The 18,647-nt window shown below is 62.6% G+C and carries 12 protein-coding genes, 1 tRNA gene and 2 pseudogenes; 5 read left to right on the top strand and 10 right to left on the bottom strand.

Annotation, left to right across the window (positions count from 1 at the left end; all coding sequences use genetic code 11):
* Window positions 1-215: 215 nt before the first annotated feature.
* Entirely contained in the window at window positions 216-560 is a 345-nt protein-coding gene (locus tag NKJ77_RS22730) for a hypothetical protein (RefSeq protein ID WP_081727320.1), read from the bottom strand.
* Window positions 561-1,033: 473 nt separating this feature from the next.
* On the opposite strand from NKJ77_RS22730, the gene NKJ77_RS22725 reads away from it, so the two are divergent.
* From NKJ77_RS22725 to NKJ77_RS22715, 3 genes and pseudogenes are all read left to right on the top strand, one after another.
* Complete coding sequence (locus NKJ77_RS22725) at window positions 1,034-1,351, top strand: hypothetical protein (RefSeq protein WP_031195897.1); 318 nt, start codon at window positions 1,034-1,036, stop codon at window positions 1,349-1,351.
* A gap of 68 nt (window positions 1,352-1,419) precedes the next feature.
* Window positions 1,420-1,533: pseudogene (locus tag NKJ77_RS22720) on the top strand (SDR family NAD(P)-dependent oxidoreductase); the annotation flags it as partial.
* 181 nt (window positions 1,534-1,714) lie between these two features.
* Window positions 1,715-1,842: pseudogene (locus tag NKJ77_RS22715) on the top strand (glutathione-dependent formaldehyde dehydrogenase); the annotation flags it as partial.
* Window positions 1,843-2,304: 462 nt separating this feature from the next.
* Here the strand turns inward: NKJ77_RS22715 and NKJ77_RS22710 are convergent.
* Both NKJ77_RS22710 and NKJ77_RS22705 read right to left on the bottom strand, forming a co-directional pair.
* A tRNA-His gene (locus NKJ77_RS22710) sits at window positions 2,305-2,381 on the bottom strand.
* Between the two features lie 345 nt (window positions 2,382-2,726).
* Window positions 2,727-3,185, bottom strand: coding sequence for a phasin (locus tag NKJ77_RS22705; protein WP_023669330.1), 459 nt, complete (start codon window positions 3,183-3,185; stop codon window positions 2,727-2,729).
* Between the two features lie 324 nt (window positions 3,186-3,509).
* On the opposite strand from NKJ77_RS22705, the gene NKJ77_RS22700 reads away from it, so the two are divergent.
* Entirely contained in the window at window positions 3,510-7,514 is a 4,005-nt protein-coding gene (locus NKJ77_RS22700; RefSeq protein WP_352535789.1) for a PAS domain S-box protein, read from the top strand.
* 265 nt (window positions 7,515-7,779) lie between these two features.
* On the opposite strand, the gene NKJ77_RS22695 is transcribed toward NKJ77_RS22700, so the two are convergent.
* On the bottom strand, window positions 7,780-9,750 hold the full coding sequence (locus NKJ77_RS22695; protein ID WP_352535788.1) for an acetoacetate--CoA ligase: 1,971 nt from the start codon (window positions 9,748-9,750) through the stop codon (window positions 7,780-7,782).
* 368 nt (window positions 9,751-10,118) lie between these two features.
* On the opposite strand from NKJ77_RS22695, the gene NKJ77_RS22690 reads away from it, so the two are divergent.
* On the top strand, window positions 10,119-11,972 hold the full coding sequence (locus NKJ77_RS22690) for an AsmA family protein (RefSeq protein ID WP_023692376.1): 1,854 nt from the start codon (window positions 10,119-10,121) through the stop codon (window positions 11,970-11,972).
* A gap of 42 nt (window positions 11,973-12,014) precedes the next feature.
* Here the strand turns inward: NKJ77_RS22690 and NKJ77_RS22685 are convergent, their stop codons facing one another.
* From NKJ77_RS22685 to NKJ77_RS22660, 6 genes are all read right to left on the bottom strand, one after another.
* Window positions 12,015-12,833 carry an ABC transporter permease gene (locus NKJ77_RS22685; protein ID WP_023669326.1) on the bottom strand — a complete coding sequence of 273 codons (819 nt, stop codon included), beginning with the start codon at window positions 12,831-12,833 and terminating at the stop codon, window positions 12,015-12,017.
* On the bottom strand, window positions 12,830-13,795 hold the full coding sequence (locus NKJ77_RS22680; protein WP_031195899.1) for an ABC transporter permease subunit: 966 nt from the start codon (window positions 13,793-13,795) through the stop codon (window positions 12,830-12,832). The genes NKJ77_RS22685 and NKJ77_RS22680 overlap by 4 nt, the downstream gene beginning before the upstream one ends.
* A 9-nt stretch (window positions 13,796-13,804) precedes the next feature.
* Entirely contained in the window at window positions 13,805-14,944 is a 1,140-nt protein-coding gene (locus NKJ77_RS22675; RefSeq protein WP_023729070.1) for an ABC transporter ATP-binding protein, read from the bottom strand.
* 82 nt (window positions 14,945-15,026) lie between these two features.
* Window positions 15,027-16,124 (bottom strand): polyamine ABC transporter substrate-binding protein, encoded by a 1,098-nt coding sequence (locus tag NKJ77_RS22670; protein ID WP_023681872.1) that lies wholly within the window; start codon window positions 16,122-16,124, stop codon window positions 15,027-15,029.
* A gap of 426 nt (window positions 16,125-16,550) precedes the next feature.
* Window positions 16,551-17,504, bottom strand: coding sequence for a DMT family transporter (locus tag NKJ77_RS22665; RefSeq protein ID WP_023751980.1), 954 nt, complete (start codon window positions 17,502-17,504; stop codon window positions 16,551-16,553).
* Window positions 17,505-17,665: 161 nt separating this feature from the next.
* Window positions 17,666-18,565 carry a DUF2167 domain-containing protein gene (locus tag NKJ77_RS22660; RefSeq protein WP_031193251.1) on the bottom strand — a complete coding sequence of 300 codons (900 nt, stop codon included), beginning with the start codon at window positions 18,563-18,565 and terminating at the stop codon, window positions 17,666-17,668.
* Window positions 18,566-18,647: the final 82 nt, after the last annotated feature.

Below are 18,647 nucleotides of genomic sequence, written 5' to 3'. Positions count from 1 at the left end.
CGCGAGCACAAGAAGCTCGCTCTGCGCCAAGCCGCATGACCAGCATCGTGGCTGCCCCATTTTGCAGAACTTGACGCACACAACCAGGTTTTGTGGCTCCCCAGCTATCAGAGAGCGCCGGCGATTATTGACAGACCCGGCTCTTGAAATTGGCTGAAATCGCCGCTCCACATTTCCGCATCTGTTTGAATTGTGTTTATCAACTAGTGCGAACGCTATGGCGAAGCAGGTTGAGCTGGCGGCGTTCCTGGCTGATCCCCGCCAGTGCTTGATCGCGGCGTGGGATCCTTGTCGAGCTTGGGATTCCGGTCCACCGGTTCGCCATTCACATCGTCGGCCTTGGAGTTTGCAGGGTCCGTTTGGCCAGGATTTGGGCTGTAAGTATCTGGCGATGGAACCCGGCTGTTTTGCTGTGTCGCCGGTGTCTTAGCCTGCTCGCCATAGATTTCAGCGATCCCCCAGGCGACGAGCGCCAAGACAAGGCCTGCCAAGAGCACGCCAAGGACCGGTCGCCCCAAGCCACCCTGCCTGGCCCGCTTTTCCGGAATGTTTCTGCTCATGATCGCAACCTTGGGCTAAGAGGAGTGGCCCGCGCTCCAGGAGCGAAGACGCGGGCAGTCAAGAGCTCCGGATGTTGGCCATGCGGCGAACAGGGAACTCGCTGCACATACCGAACTCGCTGGCGCTGTTGATGTTCCCACGGAATCCAAACAGCGCGCCGCCGGGAGCCGGACTGGCAATTTGGGTTGGAGTGGCTGGAACGAGCCAGCTCAAGGTCAACGAGCGGCGGTGTGCGTAAGCGGGCATTGCGAGCCAGACTGGAACTTTGCCGAATCTGCCGCGTTGCCGACCATGGCCGACTACAACGAGACCACCAATCCGGTGCTGACCGGTTGCAAGGCCCGCGTTGCCACCAGGGACATCTGTTTGAAGGCTATCTGAATTTGCTCCTCGTTGTTGGCGATTCCGCCCGATGGAACATCCTGATCCGCTCGCGGTTGGGGAAGCCCGGGCCAGCGGCAGGAGCATCATCATGAACGTCGAACGTAACCCGGCCGAAGACAGAGGCGATATTCAGTCTGGGGTGACAGAGGACAAGACGCCGGGATTCGACCCGGCGGCGGCGCCTATGGAAACCGATGCCGAAGCAGCAGACACCTGCGCCGTGCCGGTTCCCGCAGCGACGGGCACGCCGGCTTTCGCTAATCAAGCAAGCTTCGCCAATGCGATGCGGCGGCCGGACGACGAGCGCGCCCCGGCCCCGAGTAAAAACGGCCCGGTGCTGGCCATTGTCGCGCTTGTCGTCGTTGCCGCCGTCGTGTTCGTTGTCGCCGCGATTCTGGCGCGATAGCAGATCCTGCGCTTGCGCCAAACCTCTGCCCTGCGAAGCGATCAGGGATGCGGTCGTGGCAGCAGGCGATCAGCGGCTGGAAAAACAAGCTGCAGGTTGCAGCGGCGCATGGCACGCCGGCCGGCACCCTGACCGAGCAGCATTGCGGCATGGCCGAACCCGGCTCGGCCGCCAAGGGTTGAGGCCGGATGCTCGTTCGAAGCGGGAACATTTCACATCAAGCCAAGTTCGGGCTCGCAGAGCTTGTCGTCAAGGAACAGCACATGAAGGCCCTGACATGGCACGGCAAATGCGACATACGTTGCGAACAGGTGGCCGATCCGACGATCCAGGATGAACGCGACATCGCTGCAGAAAGTTCGGAACGGCGATATCGACCCGTCATTCGTGATCACCCATCGGCTGGCCTCAAGGCCGGGCCCGCACTTTACAAAACCTTCCGTGACAAGGAGGACGGCTGCATCAAAGTCGTGATGCGCCCGCACGGCTGACCGTTCTGTCCAATGGCCCGACTTTGTTGTCCGGCCGTCTGCATGCTGAAAAGGCGAGAGTTGAAAATGGCCAAGGACAAACCCGCATCGACAAACCCGGCCGCCACACCTTCGGTCAGATCGCCTGAGGCCGCCGGCCTGCCACATCCCCCTCGCGATGCTGAAGACAGCGATTCCGGCGCCAGGCCGACGGCGCCCAAGACCGCTGGCGCCCAGCAAGCGTCCAGATCGCCGCTCGACAGCCGCGTTGCAAATCGCAATGCCGGCCGTCCTCATCAGGCAGGCACGACGCCTCGGCCGACCGACGAACCGCTGGAGTAAAATGAAACCTAAGCTGCGGCGCGGGTATCCGCACCGCGGTGTGTGTGCAGTCAGGGTCTTCCTGCCCTGCCGACAGCGCACACAGGTCTTGATCTCTCGTGGATCGCGGGATCGGCAATCAATACTTAGCGGGAAATTCGGTGGTACCGTTGGCTGGGATCGAACCAGCGACCTCCGGATCCACAATCCGGCGCTCTAACCATCTGAGCTACAACGGCACGTTCGCCTGAGCCAGATCGTGGTGAAAATTCATTCTCCGAGATCCGCTCTGTCGTTCGGCGATGCGTCCAATACGGTCTATCAGACACTAATTCAAGGCCTTTGATAAGGCAAAGCCGGTCTGCCAACAGACGCTGGTTTCTTCGGCAAAAGAAAAAGGCCGGCGGGAGGAGGTGCCGGCCTTTTCCTGTTACGAGCCAGCGGGAGAAGGTGCTGGCTGGTCACCCCGGAGAGCAGAGGGAGGAGGTTCCACTCGCCGGGTATTCATTTGGACAACTCTATCGCACACCTATTTGTCTGACGAAATGCGACGTTTTGATGCATCGCAGAGTTGTGCGCAATTATTAGGCGGCCTTGATGTCCTTCAGGGCCTTCTCGAAAGCGGTCTTGACCGGCTTGGAGACGTCTTCGGCAGCCTTCGAAGCAACAGCCTGGAAGTCCTTGGCCTGCTCGACCGTGGTCTCGACGCGCTTGCGCAGGAAGGCGGTCTGCAGTTCGACCACTTCCGACAGCGACTTGGCGCCGATGAGGGCCTCGAGATGCGAGAAGCCGGCTTCGGCATTGGCGCGCAGAGCGGCGATGGTCTTGAGCGACAGGTCGCTGGAAACGGTCTTGGCAGTCTCGAAGGTCGATTCCAGGACTTTCTGGGTCTCTTCAGCGCCGGTCTTCAGCTTGGAGTAGGCTTCCTTCGACTGCTCGACGCCCTTTTCGGCGAAAGCGCGGATCTGGTCGGTTGCCTTGGAAGCGTCGAAGCTCGGGAATTCGACGTTTTCGATGGTCTCAGCGGTCTTGGCCTTGGTCATTTTCCATCCTTTCGGGGTAGCGGCTTTGACAAAAAGCCGTCTCGTTCATGTATGATGGCAATATAGCGGTTTTTTTGTGCGATGCAATATCTTTGTTGCAGTGCACCATAAATTTCTTCCCATGCGTCACCCAAGAGGTTATCCAAGGGCATTCCGAGAGGCTGTTAACCAAGTGGCCAGAGATTCCACCTGCTTCCCGCCATGGCTTGTGGACCTTCGCCGCGCGGGCTTTTATTAACAAAGCGTTAACTGCAAATTGCCCGCCTTGTAGGTTCGCCAAGAGGGGTTCGCCAAGAGGTTTCACCGAAAGGGTCCGCCAAGCGCATGCCTTCCGAGAACTACTCTTTCCTCGATGTCGCCGTGCTTGATGCGGTTCGCCAGCGCTTCGCCGCCGGCGACGCGATCGCGATTCTGTCGGCCGACTTCGAACAGGTGATCTGGGCCAACGGCTCGGGCGCTGCGGTGTTCGGCTATCCCGATATCGAGGCCATCATCGGCGCCTCGGCACAGCTGCCGCTGATCGCCAGGCGTCAGATCATGGCGACCGCGGGGTTCCCGCAGATCGGCAGCGACCGCGCCATTACGGTACGGCTGGCGACCGGCATCACCAGCCGCGCCGTCGGCTTCCTGGCCAGTGCGGTGACTATGCCGGACGGCGAAAGCGCCATTATGCTGGTGGTGCCGGCAGCGCAGGCCGGCTCGCGCAGTGCTGCCGACATTGCGGCCCGCGCGATCAGCGGCTTTACCGAAGACGGCCATTTCATCGCCTTTGTCGACGCCGCCGGCACTGTCGAGGCGGCTTCGGATGGCTTTGGCGCGCTCGCCATCCGGCCTGAGACGCTGGCCGCGCTTGTCGCCGACGTGGCGAGCCAGGACGACCGCATCGTCAAGCGGCTGGTCCCCGGCGGCGCCACGTCCTATCCGGCCGGCTTCGCGCGCCTGACCGAGTCCAGGCATCTGCTGGTGGTCATCGACGAGGATCAGCTCGGTGAGGAAAATCCTGTCGGCGAGCTGGATGCCGAACCTGCTGCAGCGCTGGTCGACGATGGCCCGGCGCAAGCCGCCGCGGAGAACGCGGTAACGGTGGATGCGGTGGCTGACCACCCCACCGCAAGCGGGAATCAGGGCGCCCCACTCGCGGCCGCACCTGATGTCGGGGAGACAGGTCCGGCTGCCACCAAGCATGATGCTTCGGCGTCAACCGATACAAAGGCGGACCATCGCGAGCAGACGACCGGCCGCGAGCAGGCGGCGAATGACAGCGCGCCGGCGCAACATGATCATTGGTACTTCCATGCCGGCGAAGAGCCGCAGGCGGGCGAGCCGGACAGCCCGGCGCAGGCCGAGCCGGACTCTGTTTCCCCGGCCGAGAGTGCGCAGTTGGACAGCGGTGCCGCTGCGCCCGCCCTGCCGTCTGACGCAGCCCTACCGGCTGCGCCTCCCGCCAAACGTGAGGTCGACCGCTCGACGCCGCCGCTGCGCTTCGTCTGGCGCACCGACGCCGACGGCAAGTTCAGCGCGCTGTCGCCGGAATTCGGCGACATTGTCGGCAAAGCCGCCGCCGACGTGATCGGCCGCCGCTTCAAGGACGTCGCGACAACTTTCGGCCTCGACGCCTCGGGCGAGATCGCGGGCCTGCTTGAACGGCGCGACACCTGGTCGGGCCGCTCGGTACTGTGGCCGGTTGCCGGCTCCGACCTGAAGATACCGGTCGATCTGGCAGCACTGCCTGTCTATGGCCGCAGCCGCGCCTTCGAAGGTTTTCGTGGTTTCGGCGTCGCCCGCGCCGGCGATGCGGTGGTCGATCCGGAAGCAATCGGCATGGCGCTGGTCCCCAATGGCGCGCCAGCGGCAGCAGCTGAGCCGGCCCCGGAACAGCCCGTGGCGGAAGCTCCCAAGGCGGCCGATCCGTTCGAGGGCGAAGTGCCGGCGCTGACCATCGTGCCGAAGCAGGAACGTCGTTTTGCCGACAAGGTCATCCGGCTGGCCGAGCATCGGCAGCCCGCCAACGACAAGCAGCCGACAAGCGAGAGGGGCCTGTCGACGCTGGAGCGCAGCGCTTTCCGCGAAATCGGCGAGCGGCTGAAGAAGGACAATCCCCCGCCGGAGCAGCCGGAGACTGCCAAGCAGGCCGAACCGGCCAATCCGGATCAGGTAACGCCAGACCAGGCCAAGGCAGATGAGCTCAAGCCGGATCATGTCGAGGCGAACCAGGCTGAAACAGCCGCGCCAGCCCGGCGGCCCGCCGAGGTCTCGAGTCCGGGCGAAGCCGGCCCGGCTGCCGTGGCTGAACCATCGGCAACCGCACCCGAAAATGAAACGGCTGAGGCCGAACCGCCGGAAAGCGATGCCGAGGACGAAAAGGATCTCGCGCGGCTTGACGGCGAGCAGCCGGACGACGGCCTTGCGGACGGCGAAGCAGGCGAGGCGAAGGCGCCGACAGTGTCGCGCTCCCTGCTCGACTATGCCGATCCCGAACCAGGCTCCGTCACCGAAAACAGTACGGAAGCAACGTCGTCCAACGACGAACCTGCGCCGGCTTCCGAACCGGATGATACGCAAGCCCAAGAGATCGTCGAGGCCGCAGAGCCACAGCCGGTTGTTGCCGAGACGCCGGCCAATGCCGGTGAAGACGACAGCATGACGTCGGCCGATTTCCGCGATGCCGAGGACAATGAGGATTGGGCGCCGTCCGACGAGGCGACTGACTCGGCCGTGGAAGACGGGGACAAGGCCGGCGATGCGGACACAGTGCCGGCAGAACCACAGCGCCTGAAAGTGCCGCCGCTCAAGCTTGAGGGGTTCATGCCTTCGGCATTCTCGGCCGGAGATGAACACAAGGCCCCTGACACGTCGATCCTCGGCAAGCTGCCGGTGCCGCTGCTCATCCATTCGGGCGACGAGCTTCATTACGCCAATGAGGAATTCCTCGGCCTGACCGGCTATGACACGCTTGAGGACCTGAGCGACGCCGGCGGGCTCGACGCGCTGTTTGCCGACCCCTATTCAGAAACGGCCGGCGAAAGCGACCACACACTCAAACTGAAGACGCGCGAGGGCCAGGAATTTCCGATCGAAGCCATTTTGCGTTCGGTGCCGTGGCGCGCCGGCAAGGCGCTGATGCTGGTGGTGCGACGTACCGGCGATAACGAGCCGCCGATGGTTGCGCATCTCGCAGCCGAGGAGCAGACGCAGCCCGATGTCTCCGAACTCAAAGCGCGCATTGCCGAGATGCGCACCATCATCGACACCGCGACCGATGGTGTGGTGTTGATCGGCCGCGACGGCGACATCCGCTCGATCAGCCGGCCGGCCGAGGCGCTGTTCGGCTTCGACAGCGACGACGTCACCGGTAAACCGTTCGCCTCGCTGTTTGCCATCGAAAGCCAGCGCGCGGCGCGCGACTATCTGAACGGCCTGTCCGAGCCCGGCGTGGCGAGTGTGATGAACGATGGCCGCGAGGTGATCGGGCGCGAGGCGCAAGGGCGCTTCATCCCGCTGTTCATGACCATCGGCAGGCTGCCCAATGACAGCGGCTTCTGCGCCGTGGTGCGCGACATCACGCAGTGGAAGCGGGCCGAAGAGGATCTGACCCAGGCGCGCGCGGTGGCCGAGCGCGCCTCCTCGCAGAAGACCGATTTCCTCGCCCGCATCAGCCACGAGATCCGGACGCCGCTCAACGCCATTATCGGCTTTTCCGAGCTGATGGTGGACGAGAAGTTCGGCCCGGTAGCCAATGACCGCTACCGCGACTATCTCAGAGACATCAACCGCTCGGGCAACCATGTGCTCGATCTCGTCAATGACCTCCTCGACATTTCGAAGATCGAGGCCGGCCAGCAGGAAATGGACTACGAGGCGGTGTCGCTCAACGATACGCTGGCCGAGACGGTGGCGATGATGCAGCCGCAGGCCAACCGCGAGCGTGTCATCATTCGCTCCAGCTTCGCCTCGCGACTGCCGGAAGTCGTCGCCGACCTCAGAAGCGTGCGCCAGATCGCGCTCAACATCCTGTCCAACGCCATTCGCTATACGCAAGCCGGCGGACAGGTGATCGTGTCGACCGCCTATGAAACCTCCGGCGACGTTGTCATGCGGGTGCGCGATACCGGCATTGGCATGAGCCATGCCGAGATCGAGCAGGCGCTGAAGCCGTTCAAGCAGATCAATGCGCTGAAGCGCGGGCGTGGCGACGGCACCGGTCTCGGCCTGCCGCTGACCAAGGCGATGGTGGAAGCCAACCGCGCCCGCTTCACCATCACCTCGACGCCGGGCGAAGGGACGCTGGTCGAGGTCGCCTTCCCGTCGACGCGGGTGCTGGCCGAATAGGGCCGGCCATTCCCGGGCGAGAATCCCGGACAAAGAAAAGGCGTCCAACAGGACGCCTTAAATGGGATTTGCTGTCACAACGGGGGCTTGAGCGAATCTGATCCTCAGGGGACGAGGAACGGGATTTCTCCCTCAAGTTACGTGCGACTATCAACGCCGGGCCTTAACAAATCCTTACCGGCCGTCCAAAAAATTTACGAATGTGTACCACTCATGAAATCTAGGTAAATTCGACCGACATATCTGGTTAACCATCCCGGCCGCGTCACTCAGCCAGCTGCGGCAGGTTCGTGAACAGCTCCAGCGCCTCTGGATTGGCCAACGCTTCCTTGTTCTTGATGGCGCGGCCATGCACCACGTCGCGCACTGCAAGCTCGGTGATCTTGCCCGATTTGGTGCGCGGAATGTCGCTGACGGCGACGATCCTTGCCGGCACGTGGCGCGGGCTGGCGCCGCTGCGGATCTTGGAACGAATGCGCTTTTCCAGATCCTCGTCCAGCGTCACGCCGGCGGCCAGCCGCACGAACAGCACGACGCGGACGTCATTGTCGAAATCCTGACCGATGCACAGCGCCTCAAGGATCTCCGGCATCTGTTCGACCTGATTGTAGATCTCCGCCGTGCCGATGCGCACACCGCCCGGATTGAGCGTCGCGTCGGAACGGCCGTGGATGATCATGCCGCCATGCGCGGTCCATTCGGCGAAGTCGCCGTGGCACCAAACATTGTCGAAGCGCTCGAAATAGGCGGCCTGGTATTTCTTGCCCTCAGGATCGTTCCAGAAGCCGATCGGCATCGACGGGAACGCTTTTGTGCAGACCAGCTCACCCTTTTGCTCGCGGATCGGCTTGCCGTCATCGTCCCATACATCGACGGCAAGGCCGAGGCCGGGACCCTGGATCTCGCCGGTCCAGACCGGTTGCGTCGGTACGCCGAGCACGAAACAGGAGACGATGTCGGTGCCGCCGGAAACCGAGGCCAGATGCACGTCCTTCTTGATGCCGTCATAGACGAAGCGGAAGTCCTCCGGCGACAGCGGTGAGCCGGTGGAGGAAATCGCCCGCACGGACGACAGATCATGGCTGCGGATCGGCTTGAGCCCGGCCTTGCGTACGGAATCGATGAATTTGGCCGAAGTGCCGAAAAAGGTCATCTTCTCGGCATCTGCGAAGCTGAACAGCACATTGCCGTCGGGGTGGAAGGGCGAGCCGTCATAGAGCAGCAGCGTGGCGCCCGAGGCCAGGCCCGACACCAGCCAGTTCCACATCATCCAGCCGCAGGTGGTGAAGTAGAAGAAGCGGTCGCCTTCGATGAGTCCGGCATGCAGCCGGTGTTCCTTGACATGCTGGACCAGCGTGCCGCCGGCCGAATGGACGATGCATTTGGGAATGCCGGTGGTACCTGACGAGAACAGGATGTAGAGCGGATGCGCGAACGGCAGCCGCTCGAACGTGACCGCTTTGGCGGTAAAGGGTAACAGCGCCTCTTCGAGCGCCACGGCCTTGTCGATGATCGCTGCGATATCGCGCGAGGTACCGAGATAGTCGACGATCACGACCTTGCGGACGGTTTCGAGCTTCGCCGCAACGGCAGCGATCTTGTCGGCTACCTCGATTGCCTTGCCATTGTACCAATAGCCGTCCGGCGCAATGAATATGACCGGCTCGATCTGGCCGAAACGGTCGAGCACGCCCTGCTCGCCGAAATCGGGGGAACAGGACGACCAGACCGCGCCGATGGAGGCGGCCGCCAGCATGGCGGCGACGGTTTCCGGCATGTTGGGCATCATCGCCGCGATGCGGTCGCCCTTTTTCACCTTGAGCGACAGGAAAAGCTGCTGAAAGCGCGAGGTCAGCTGGTGCAGTTCGCTCCACGACAGCCGCCGCTCGATCTTGTCCTCGCCGCGAAAGACGATCGCGTCGCCGGAACCGATCTTCTTCAGCAGGTTCTCGGCGAAGTTCAGCGTCGCATCGGGAAAGAACGATGCGCCGGGCATCTTGTCGCCATCGACGAGCACGGTCTCGCCCGCATCGGTCCCTTTGTCGCCGACAATGCCGCAAAAGTCCCACAGCAGGCTCCAGAAGCCTTCGCGATCCTCGACCGACCAGCGGTGCAGGTCGGCGTAGGAGGCGAAGGATGTGCCGCTTTTGGCCGCTGCTGCCTTCATGAACGCGGTCAGTGGTGCTGCGTCGATCTGGTCTTGCGGCGGGGTCCAGAGCGGTGCTTCGGCAGCCATGATCGATCCTCCTTGAAGCCCGTCGCGTCGCAAGATAGATATGCTTTTGTTTTGATGCACGTCGTTGTCCCGGAACCGCTGCACTCTTCCGGGCGACATGCACTAGCCTCAGCTTTACAGGCGCCGCTGTCCCAAAAACGCCGCGCCTCGTAGCAGGCTGAAGCTGCATCGCTTATGCCTACCACCGTGCGGCAGAGCAAGATTTTGTTCCGCTAAAACTCGGCCATATGTTCGCAATTGCCATCGCCGGGCCATAAAGACTTGAAATGCCTCAGCCCTAAGTCGTAGTGACGACTGGAAGGCGTGGTGACAACTGGCGGTTACACCCGTCAGGCGATTTTTATCGGAATGAAAGCAACCGGGGCAATATGCCATCACCTTTGATCCGGCGCGGAATATGGGCGATCGGCGTTGCCGTGCTCGTCATCGCGCTGGTCGTCGCCGCTCTGCCGCTGTTTGCCTCGACCCGGATCGTGCGCGATCGCATCGCCTGGGAGATGAGCGCGTGGAGCGGTTTCAGGGTCACCATCGCCGGTTCGCCGCGCATCGAGGTGTGGCCGAAGTTCCGCGCCATATTGAGCGACGTCACGCTGTCCCAGTGGACCGAGACCGACGCGCCGCCGGTGATCGAGGCCGAACGGGTCGAGGTCGACCTTTCGGCGATGGCGGCGCTGCAGGGCGATGTGGTGTTTTCGACGGCGCGGCTGGTGCGGCCGACAATCCGGGTCCAGCGCGCCGCAAACGGCATATTCCTGCCCGCCATACCAACGGGCGGACGCATCACCCGCTCCATCGACACGGCGCGCGGCCTAGTCAACGCCGATCCGACGAAGCCGGACCTGAGCAAGCTGCCCGCCGATCCGTTCGGCACAGTGGAATTCAGGGACGGCCGCATGGTCGCCTCCATCGGCGGCAAGGACGTCGAATTGCTGACCAGCCTGTCCGGCCAGGCGAGCTGGGCAGCGATGAACAGCAACGCGACCTTGTCGGCGACCGGAATCTGGCGCGGCGAGAGCGTCACCGTCGATGCCGCCTCGCCCAAGCCGCTGGTGCTGTTTGCCGGCGGCGCCGCACCGGTCACGTTTTCGTTCAAGGCAGCGCCGGCCAGCTTCTCGTTCGATGGTACGGCCAGCATGTCGCAAAACGCCTATTTCGATGGCCAGGCGAAATTCGCCGCGCCCTCGCTGCGGCGCGTGCTGGAATGGTCGCAGGCCGGCATTGCCCCTGGTACGGCGATCGGTTCGGTCTCGATTTCGAGCAAGATCACGGCGACCGCCGGCCGCGTCAAATTCGAAAACACCGCGGTGACGCTCGACAGCAACCCGGGAATGGGGGCCCTGGATTTTTCGTTCGGCGACGCCTTGCCGGTGATATCAGGCACACTCGCCTTCGATACGCTCGACCTCAGGTCGCTGTTTTCGGCCTTCACGCCGCTGGCGCCGACCGGCGAGACCGGTCCCGGCGAAATCGACACCAGCTTCGCCGACCGGATCAATCTCGATCTGAGGCTGTCAGCGGCACATGCCTCGGCCGGCGCAATCCAGCTTGCCGACGTCGCCGCTACGGCGCAGGTGAAGAACGGGCTTGCCGTCTTCGATATCTCCGATGCGTCGGCCTTTGGCGGCAACGTGCAAAGTAGCCTGCGTTTCGACCGCAAACCGGAGGGCTCGCAGGTCGAGATCCGGCTGCTCGCCTCCGACATTGACGGCGCCGCTTTCGGCACCGCGGCCGGAATGACGCGGCTGGTGCCGGCCAGCACCGGCACTGTCTCGGTCATTCTCAAAGGGCCGGGCAAATCCTGGGACTCGATCTTCGAGAACGCGGACGGCTCGGTCTCTGCGACGTTCGGGCCGGGCGCGCTGAGCGGGCTCAATTTGCCGGCATTTCTGAAGCACACGGAACAGGGCGGCTTCTTCGCGCTCGACGACGTCTCGGACGGGACACTGCCGATGGACGGCGCCGAGCTCAAGGCCACCATCTCGAAGGGTGTGGCAAGGCTGGACAAGGCCGAGGCCAATTCGGCGAAATACAAGGTCTGGCTGTCCGGCATCGCCTCTTACGGCGGACGCGGGCTGGCGCTTTCGGGGGGTGTCACCCAGGCCGACCCGGCAGCGGCACCGGTCAATGGCCAGCAGGGATCCAACCAGTCGTCATTCTTCGTCGGCGGCACCTGGAGCACGCCGTTCATCTCGCCGATCAGCCGCGGCGTCTCAGGCGAATAGGCGGACCCTTACCGGGACCGCCCTATCCCTCGTTTGACGCAATCAACCGCGCTGCGCGGCCTGTTCGTCGAGCTGGCGTTGCACCTCACGCCGCTTGTTGGCGACCGAAGCGATGATGACGCCTACCGCCACGACGGCGATCAGGATGGTGCAGGCGGCGTTGATTTCCGGCGTCACGCCGAGACGCACCTGGCTGTAGATCTTCATCGGCAGCGTGGTGGCGCCAGGCCCGGAGGTGAAGGAGGCGATGACCAGGTCGTCAAGCGACAGGGTGAAGGCCAGCATCCAGCCGGAGACGATGGCCGGCATGATGACCGGCAGCGTGATCTGAAAGAAGGTCTTTACCGGCGTTGCGCCGAGGTCCAAGGCAGCTTCTTCCAGCGAACGATCGAACGACACCAGGCGCGACTGCACGACGACAGCCACGAAGCACATGGTCAAGGTGATGTGAGCAAGCGTCACGGTCAGGAAGCCACGGTCGAGACCGACGGCAACGAACAGCAGCAACAGCGACAGGCCGGTGATGACTTCCGGCATGACCAGCGGCGCAAACACCATGCCGGAAAACAGGATGCGGCCGCGGAAGCGGGTGTAGCGGGTCAAGGTCAGTGCTGCCAGCGTGCCGAGCACGGTTGCCACAGTGGCGGAGATGACACCCACACGCGCGGTCACCCAGGTGGCGTCCATCAGCCCCTGATTGTGGAACAGCGAGGCATACCATTTGGTCGAGAAGCCGCCCCAGACGGTGACCAGCTTCGACTCGTTGAAGGAGAAGACGATGAGCAGCACGATCGGCAGATAGAGAAAGGCAAAGCCCAGCACGACCGAGGTGACGTTGAAGCGGCTCCAGGTGGCGTTCATTTGTCCTGCTCCTGGGCGCGTGCCTGGGCCTGCTGGAAGAGCATGATCGGCACGATCAGGAGCAGCAGCAGGATGACGGCGACGGCCGACGACACCGGCCAGTCACGGTTGGCGAAGAATTCATTCCACAAGGTCTTGCCGATCATCAGCGTCTGCGAGCCGCCGAGCAGATCGGGAATGACGAACTCGCCAACCGCTGGAATGAACACCAGCAGGCAGCCGGCGATGACCCCGGGCAGCGACAGCGGGAACGTGATCTTCCAGAAGGCTGATGTCGGCGGGCAGCCGAGATCCTTTGCCGCCTCGATCAGCGAGTAATCCATCTTTTCCAGCGACGAATAGAGCGGCAGCACCATGAATGGCAGGTAGGAATAGACGATGCCGATGAAGATCGCCGTGTAAGTGTTGAGGATGATCAGTGGCTGATTGATGATGTGCAGCGACAACAGCATCTGATTGAGCAGACCCTCGGGCTTGAGGATGCCGATCCAGGCATAGACGCGGATCAGGAACGACGTCCAGAACGGCAGGATAACCAGCATCAGCAAGGTCGGACGGATCGTCGCCGGCGCGCGGGCCATGCCGTAGGCGATCGGGAAGCCGACGAGCAAGGTCAGGATCGTCGAGACAGCAGCGATGATAACACTGGTCACGTAGGCTTTGAAGTAAAGCGCGTCCTGCGTTAGCCAGACATAATTGTCGACGCTGAGTTCGCGGAAGCGGACAAAGAACCCGGACACGCCGTCCCTGAAATCGAGCGCCGGCGTGTAGGGCGGCATGGCGATCGCCGACTGCGACAGCGAAATCTTGAAGACGATGATGAACGGGATGAAGAAGAAGAACAGCAGCCAGAGATAAGGCACGATGATGACGAGCCGGCTGACAAAGCCGGCACCGAGCCGCATCAGGAACGGTTTGGCCGCGGCCGATGGACCGGCGTCGGTGAGTGCAATGTTGGACATGGCCGCCCCCTACCGTGTCAGCACGACGCCGGCATCCGGCCGGAAGGAGACCCAGGCGCGGTCGTTCCAGGTCAGCGGGTCCTCGGTGACTCGCGCCGCGTTGAGCGCGCTTGCCCTGATGATCTGCCCGTCATCCAGCCGGATGTGGTAGACGGTCATGTCGCCGAGATAGGCAACGTCGTAGACCTCGCCCTCAAGCGCATTGACGGCGTCGGCCGGTTTCGTCGACGACACCTTGATCTTCTCCGGCCTGATGGCGAAGACGATGTCGGAACCGGCCTTTGTATCGGTGCTGTTTTCGACCACGATCTGGGCCCCTGTCGCGCCGGTGATGCGCGTGGTGTTTGCCGCACGCTCGGCGACCTTGCCCTCGAACATGTTCACATTGCCGACGAAGTGGGCAACGAAGCGCGAACTGGGGGCTTCATAGACTTCCGCCGGCGTCGCCACCTGCATCACCTCGCCCTTGTCGATGATGGCGATGCGGTCGGCCATGGTCATCGCCTCTTCCTGGTCGTGGGTGACGACGACGAAAGTGAGCCCGAGATTTTGCTGCAGGTCCATCAGCTCGAACTGCGTTTCCTCGCGCAGCTTCTTGTCGAGCGCGCCGAGCGGTTCGTCGAGCAGCAGCACTTTCGGCCGCTTGGCGACCGAGCGGGCGAGTGCGACGCGCTGGCGCTGCCCGCCGGAGAGCTGGTGCGGCTTGCGCTTGGCGAACTGCTCGAGCTTGACCAGCTTCAGCATCTCGGCGACGCGCTTTTCGATATCCGGTCCCGGCATGCCTTCCTGCTTGAGGCCGAAGGCAATGTTCTTTTCCACCGTCATATGCGGGAACAGCGCATAGGACTGGAACATCATGTTGACCGGGCGGCGATAGGGCGGGATGCCGCGCAAATCCTGGCCGTCGAGAAGGATACGGCCGGCGGTCGGCTCCTCAAAGCCGGCAAGCATCCTGAGCAAAGTCGACTTTCCGCAACCGGACGCGCCGAGCAGGGCGAAGAACTCGCGCTCGAAAATGGTCAGCGATAGATTGTTGACGGCTGTGAAGTCACCGAACTTCTTGGTGACGTTCTCGAATTGAATATATGGCTTGGCATTCGGATCAGTCCAAGGCGCAAAATCCCTGCGGATGCTGCCAAGCGATTTCATGTCCCACTCCGTCCTGTTTTTTTGCTTCTTGCCCCAGAGAAGAATGGTCCCGGCAGATGACTGCCGGGACCAGTCGCGTTGCTTACTGGCCGGTGACGATCTTGGTCCAGCTGCGCGTGATCAGGCGCTGGGTCTTGGGATCGTAGGGCTGGACCGTATAGAGTTTCTTCAGGGTCTCGGCGTCCGGATAGACAGCCGGGTCATCCAACAGTGCCTTGTCGACGAACTGCTGCGAAGCCTTGTTGCCGTTGGCGTACAGCACATAGTTGGACGACTTGGCGATCACTTCCGGCTTCATCATGTAGTTGAGAAATTCGAGTGCCTCGGCGGCATGCGGCGCATCGGCGGGAATCGCCATCTGGTCGAACCACATCTGGGCGCCTTCCTTGGGCACGGAATAGCCGATCTCGACGCCTTGCTTGGCCTCGACCGCGCGGTTGCGCGCCTGGAAGACGTCACCCGACCAGCCGACCGCCAGGCAAATATCGCCGTTGGCGAGCGCGTTGATGTATTCGGACGAATGGAATTTGCGGATATACGGCCGCACCTTCAGCAACGTCTCCTCGGCCTTGGCGATGTCGTCAGGTGAGGTGCTGTTCGGATCGAGGCCGAGATATTTGAGCGCCGCCGGGATGATGTCGGCCGGCGAGTCCAGCACATAGACGCCGCAGTCCTTCAGCTTGGCCAGGCTGTCGGGATTGAAGAACACATCCCAGCTGTCGATCTTGTCGGTGCCGAGTGCTGCCTTCACCTTCTTGATGTTGTAGCCGATGCCGACCGTGCCCCACATGTAGTTGATCGAATATTCGTTGCCCGGATCGTATTTGGCGGTGCGCTCCGAAACCGTGTCCCACATGTTGGAAATGTTGGGCAGCTTCGACTTGTCGAGCTTCTGGAACACGCCGGCCTGGATCTGGCGGGCCAGGAAGTTGCCGCTGGGCACGACGACGTCATAGCCGCTGCCGCCGGCAAGCAGCTTGGTTTCGAGGATTTCATTGGAATCGAAGGTGTCGTAGACGACCTTGATGCCGGTCTCCTTGGTGAAGTCGTCAATGATCGAACTGTCGATGTAATCCGACCAGTTGAAGACGTTGACGACGCGATCCTCGGCATGGCCGCCGACGGCGAAAAGCGTCAGAAATGCCGAGGTTGCCGAAAGCCAGAGCGCTTTGCGGATCATGCTGTTCTCCTTTGATGAGTGTTCCTTCGCCAAGTCGTCGCTGTTCGAGCGCGATTGGGCATTTGCTTCAGAGTATTGAGCTTTCCGGGCAGCCACAAGCGTGAACTGCCGGCGCCATCCGGGCGGTTCGACAAGCGGCAGATCATGGCTCTGTGTGCCCGCATGGCGGGCGCGCTGACGCCGTCAGAGGCTTTCGCCGTGGCGCGGGCAGGGATACGACGCTGTGGTCCGGTCTTGGTCCGACCGGCGGGGACACTTGGCAAGATAAGCCTGTCTTGTTGTTGCCGTGCCCCCAGCCTGCCCGTGCCGCAGCAAGGTTGTCAATGGCCCGCGCGGGGAAGCTCGGTCAATAGGGCGTGCGGCTTCGCTAATTGGGGAAAGACGGGCGTAATTAGGGAAGACGGGCTCAACTAAGGGAAAGGCAGGTCAATTAGGCGATGGCAGGCCGGTGGTCCCCGGCCGTGCAGGCCTCGCCTGGCGCTTGAATTCAAGCGCGATATGGACGAGCAGCGCGGCGACCACCACCGCGCCGCCGATGATGGTGCGCACCGAGGGCACCTCGCCATGAACGAGCCAGACCCAGATCGGTCCGAGGATCGGCTCGAACGTGCCGAGGAGTGCTGCGATCGCCGCCGGAACCAGCCTCGCGCCGGTGGCGAAGAAGGCAAGGCCCAGGCCGAGATTGATGACGCCGAAGGCAAACAGGAAAGCCATGTCGTGGGCCGACGTGGCAAACTGCGTGGCTTGCGATGCGGCGAAAGCCGCTGCCAGCATCGTGCCGAGGCACGTCGCCGGCGTCATGCGCACATGGGCGAAGCGCCGGGTGATGACGGTGGCAATCGAGAACATGACGGCGATCAGCAGCGACAGCCCGTCGCCGATGGGCGATACGGCGCCGTCGAGCGATTCCGACACCATGATGGCGACGCCGGCGATGACGGCGGCGATCGCCACCCAGGTCGCGACGGCGACGCGTTCGCGAAACAGCACCCAGGCAAGCAATGCCGCCAGCAGCGGCACACCGGCCTGCATCAACAGGATATTGGCAACGGTGGTGTAGGCGAGCGCGACAACGAAGCACGTCGACGCCGTGGCGAAACAGACGGCCACGGCAAGGCCGGGCAGGCCCATGTCGCGAAACAGCCGCAACATGCCGCGCCAGCCGTCGCGCCAGGCCATGAAGCAAATCAGGAACACAGCCGCCCACAGCGAGCGCCAGAACACCACCGTCCAACTGTCAGCGGTGTCGATGAAGCGGGCGATGGTGCCGCCAAAGCTCCACATCAGCGCCGACAGGAACACCAGCAGCAAGCCGACCCGCTCTTCGCGCGGCGAGACGATCGGCGGTGCGGCGATTGGAGAAGATGCGGTATCGGTCATGGGGTGCGACTGTCGGCTATCTCGGGGTGGCATAATGCACAATGGACGACAGAAACGTGCCGTATTCGCCTAGCGCATAGGCTACCGCCGGACGTGATCCAGCCCGGCATTCCCTTTGGCGCACCGCCAACCGGCAGCCATACGGGCAAACACCGCCGTTTCTAGGACGTGCCCTTGTTGCCGCGGATAAAGCGCCAAAGACCGGCCAACGGTACCAGCAGCAGAATGCCGAACTTTTTCAGGGCGATGAGCGCGACCGCAATCAGGCCGGCCTTTGCCGCGAGTTTTCCGGCGATGAGGCCGCCAATGCCAACCGCGGCGACCGTGTCGGTGCCTGGCAGAAAATCGGTGTATTTCTTGCCGGTGTTGAAGTCCGCCACGCCCAGCACTTCGTCCAGGCTCTGCTTGATCTCCGGCAATTGTTCGACCGTAGCGATGTAGCTCATCACGAAGACGCCTTCCCGGCCGAGGAAACGGACGTCGTAATTGAGCGTGTGGACGGTATCGTCTCCGAACTGCAGTTCCTTGGCCCAGTGCAGCCGCTTGTGGACGAAATCATAGACCGGCGGCGAGGCCCAGCCGATCAGCTTGATCGGGGGAAAGCCGTCCTTCACCCGCTGATCGTTGGCCGACAATGTGTCCGCCTGCATGCTGCTCAGCAATTCGGTGTAGTCGATGGATGCGGCGTCCGCGTCATCGACATGGCCGATCTTTTCATAGCGCAATTCGATGCCCCAACCGTTGCCGGCGATGGGCTCGTACTTGGCCGGGAAGATCATGCCGATTGCTTCGGACGCGGTATCAGCCGGATTGCCCCAGGCCTCGGTCAGGACGGACGTCGCGTCCTTCTTGCCCAGAAAATAGAACTTGTCCTTGAGATCGAGATGGATGCCTTCGGGAAGGTCGACCGCGCCGGTCTTTGGATCGATCTTGTCCAGGAATGCCTTGCCGTCGTCACTATACTGTTGATAGTCCTTGAAGAATTCCGAGGATTTTTCTGCCAGAACAGGCCCCGCCAAAAGGGCAAGCGCCACGCCAAGCCACAAAGCTTTCCTGTTCATAAGCCGTCCCCCCTTGGCTGCCCTGCAGCTCACCTTCGATAGCGCAGCGCCGATGCTTAATCAATATTTGGTTCGGCGATGG

The organism is Mesorhizobium sp. M0052 (assembly GCF_040323255.1).
GTDB lineage: Bacteria > Pseudomonadota > Alphaproteobacteria > Rhizobiales > Rhizobiaceae > Mesorhizobium.
Note: the sequence above shows the minus strand (reverse complement) of the source record. Positions and strands in the feature narration are given on the sequence as shown.

What these genes read in the sequence shown, in the direction of transcription:
- NKJ77_RS22730 (WP_081727320.1), bottom strand. Translation starts at nt 560, where the DNA reads ATGAGCAGAAACATTCCGGAAAAGCGGGCCAGGCAGGGTGGCTTGGGG.
- NKJ77_RS22725 (WP_031195897.1), top strand. Translation starts at nt 1,034, where the DNA reads ATGAACGTCGAACGTAACCCGGCCGAAGACAGAGGCGATATTCAGTCT.
- NKJ77_RS22705 (WP_023669330.1), bottom strand. Translation starts at nt 3,185, where the DNA reads ATGACCAAGGCCAAGACCGCTGAGACCATCGAAAACGTCGAATTCCCG.
- NKJ77_RS22700 (WP_352535789.1), top strand. Translation starts at nt 3,510, where the DNA reads ATGCCTTCCGAGAACTACTCTTTCCTCGATGTCGCCGTGCTTGATGCG.
- NKJ77_RS22695 (WP_352535788.1), bottom strand. Translation starts at nt 9,750, where the DNA reads ATGGCTGCCGAAGCACCGCTCTGGACCCCGCCGCAAGACCAGATCGAC.
- NKJ77_RS22690 (WP_023692376.1), top strand. Translation starts at nt 10,119, where the DNA reads ATGCCATCACCTTTGATCCGGCGCGGAATATGGGCGATCGGCGTTGCC.
- NKJ77_RS22685 (WP_023669326.1), bottom strand. Translation starts at nt 12,833, where the DNA reads ATGAACGCCACCTGGAGCCGCTTCAACGTCACCTCGGTCGTGCTGGGC.
- NKJ77_RS22680 (WP_031195899.1), bottom strand. Translation starts at nt 13,795, where the DNA reads ATGTCCAACATTGCACTCACCGACGCCGGTCCATCGGCCGCGGCCAAA.
- NKJ77_RS22675 (WP_023729070.1), bottom strand. Translation starts at nt 14,944, where the DNA reads ATGAAATCGCTTGGCAGCATCCGCAGGGATTTTGCGCCTTGGACTGAT.
- NKJ77_RS22670 (WP_023681872.1), bottom strand. Translation starts at nt 16,124, where the DNA reads ATGATCCGCAAAGCGCTCTGGCTTTCGGCAACCTCGGCATTTCTGACG.
- NKJ77_RS22665 (WP_023751980.1), bottom strand. Translation starts at nt 17,504, where the DNA reads ATGACCGATACCGCATCTTCTCCAATCGCCGCACCGCCGATCGTCTCG.
- NKJ77_RS22660 (WP_031193251.1), bottom strand. Translation starts at nt 18,565, where the DNA reads ATGAACAGGAAAGCTTTGTGGCTTGGCGTGGCGCTTGCCCTTTTGGCG.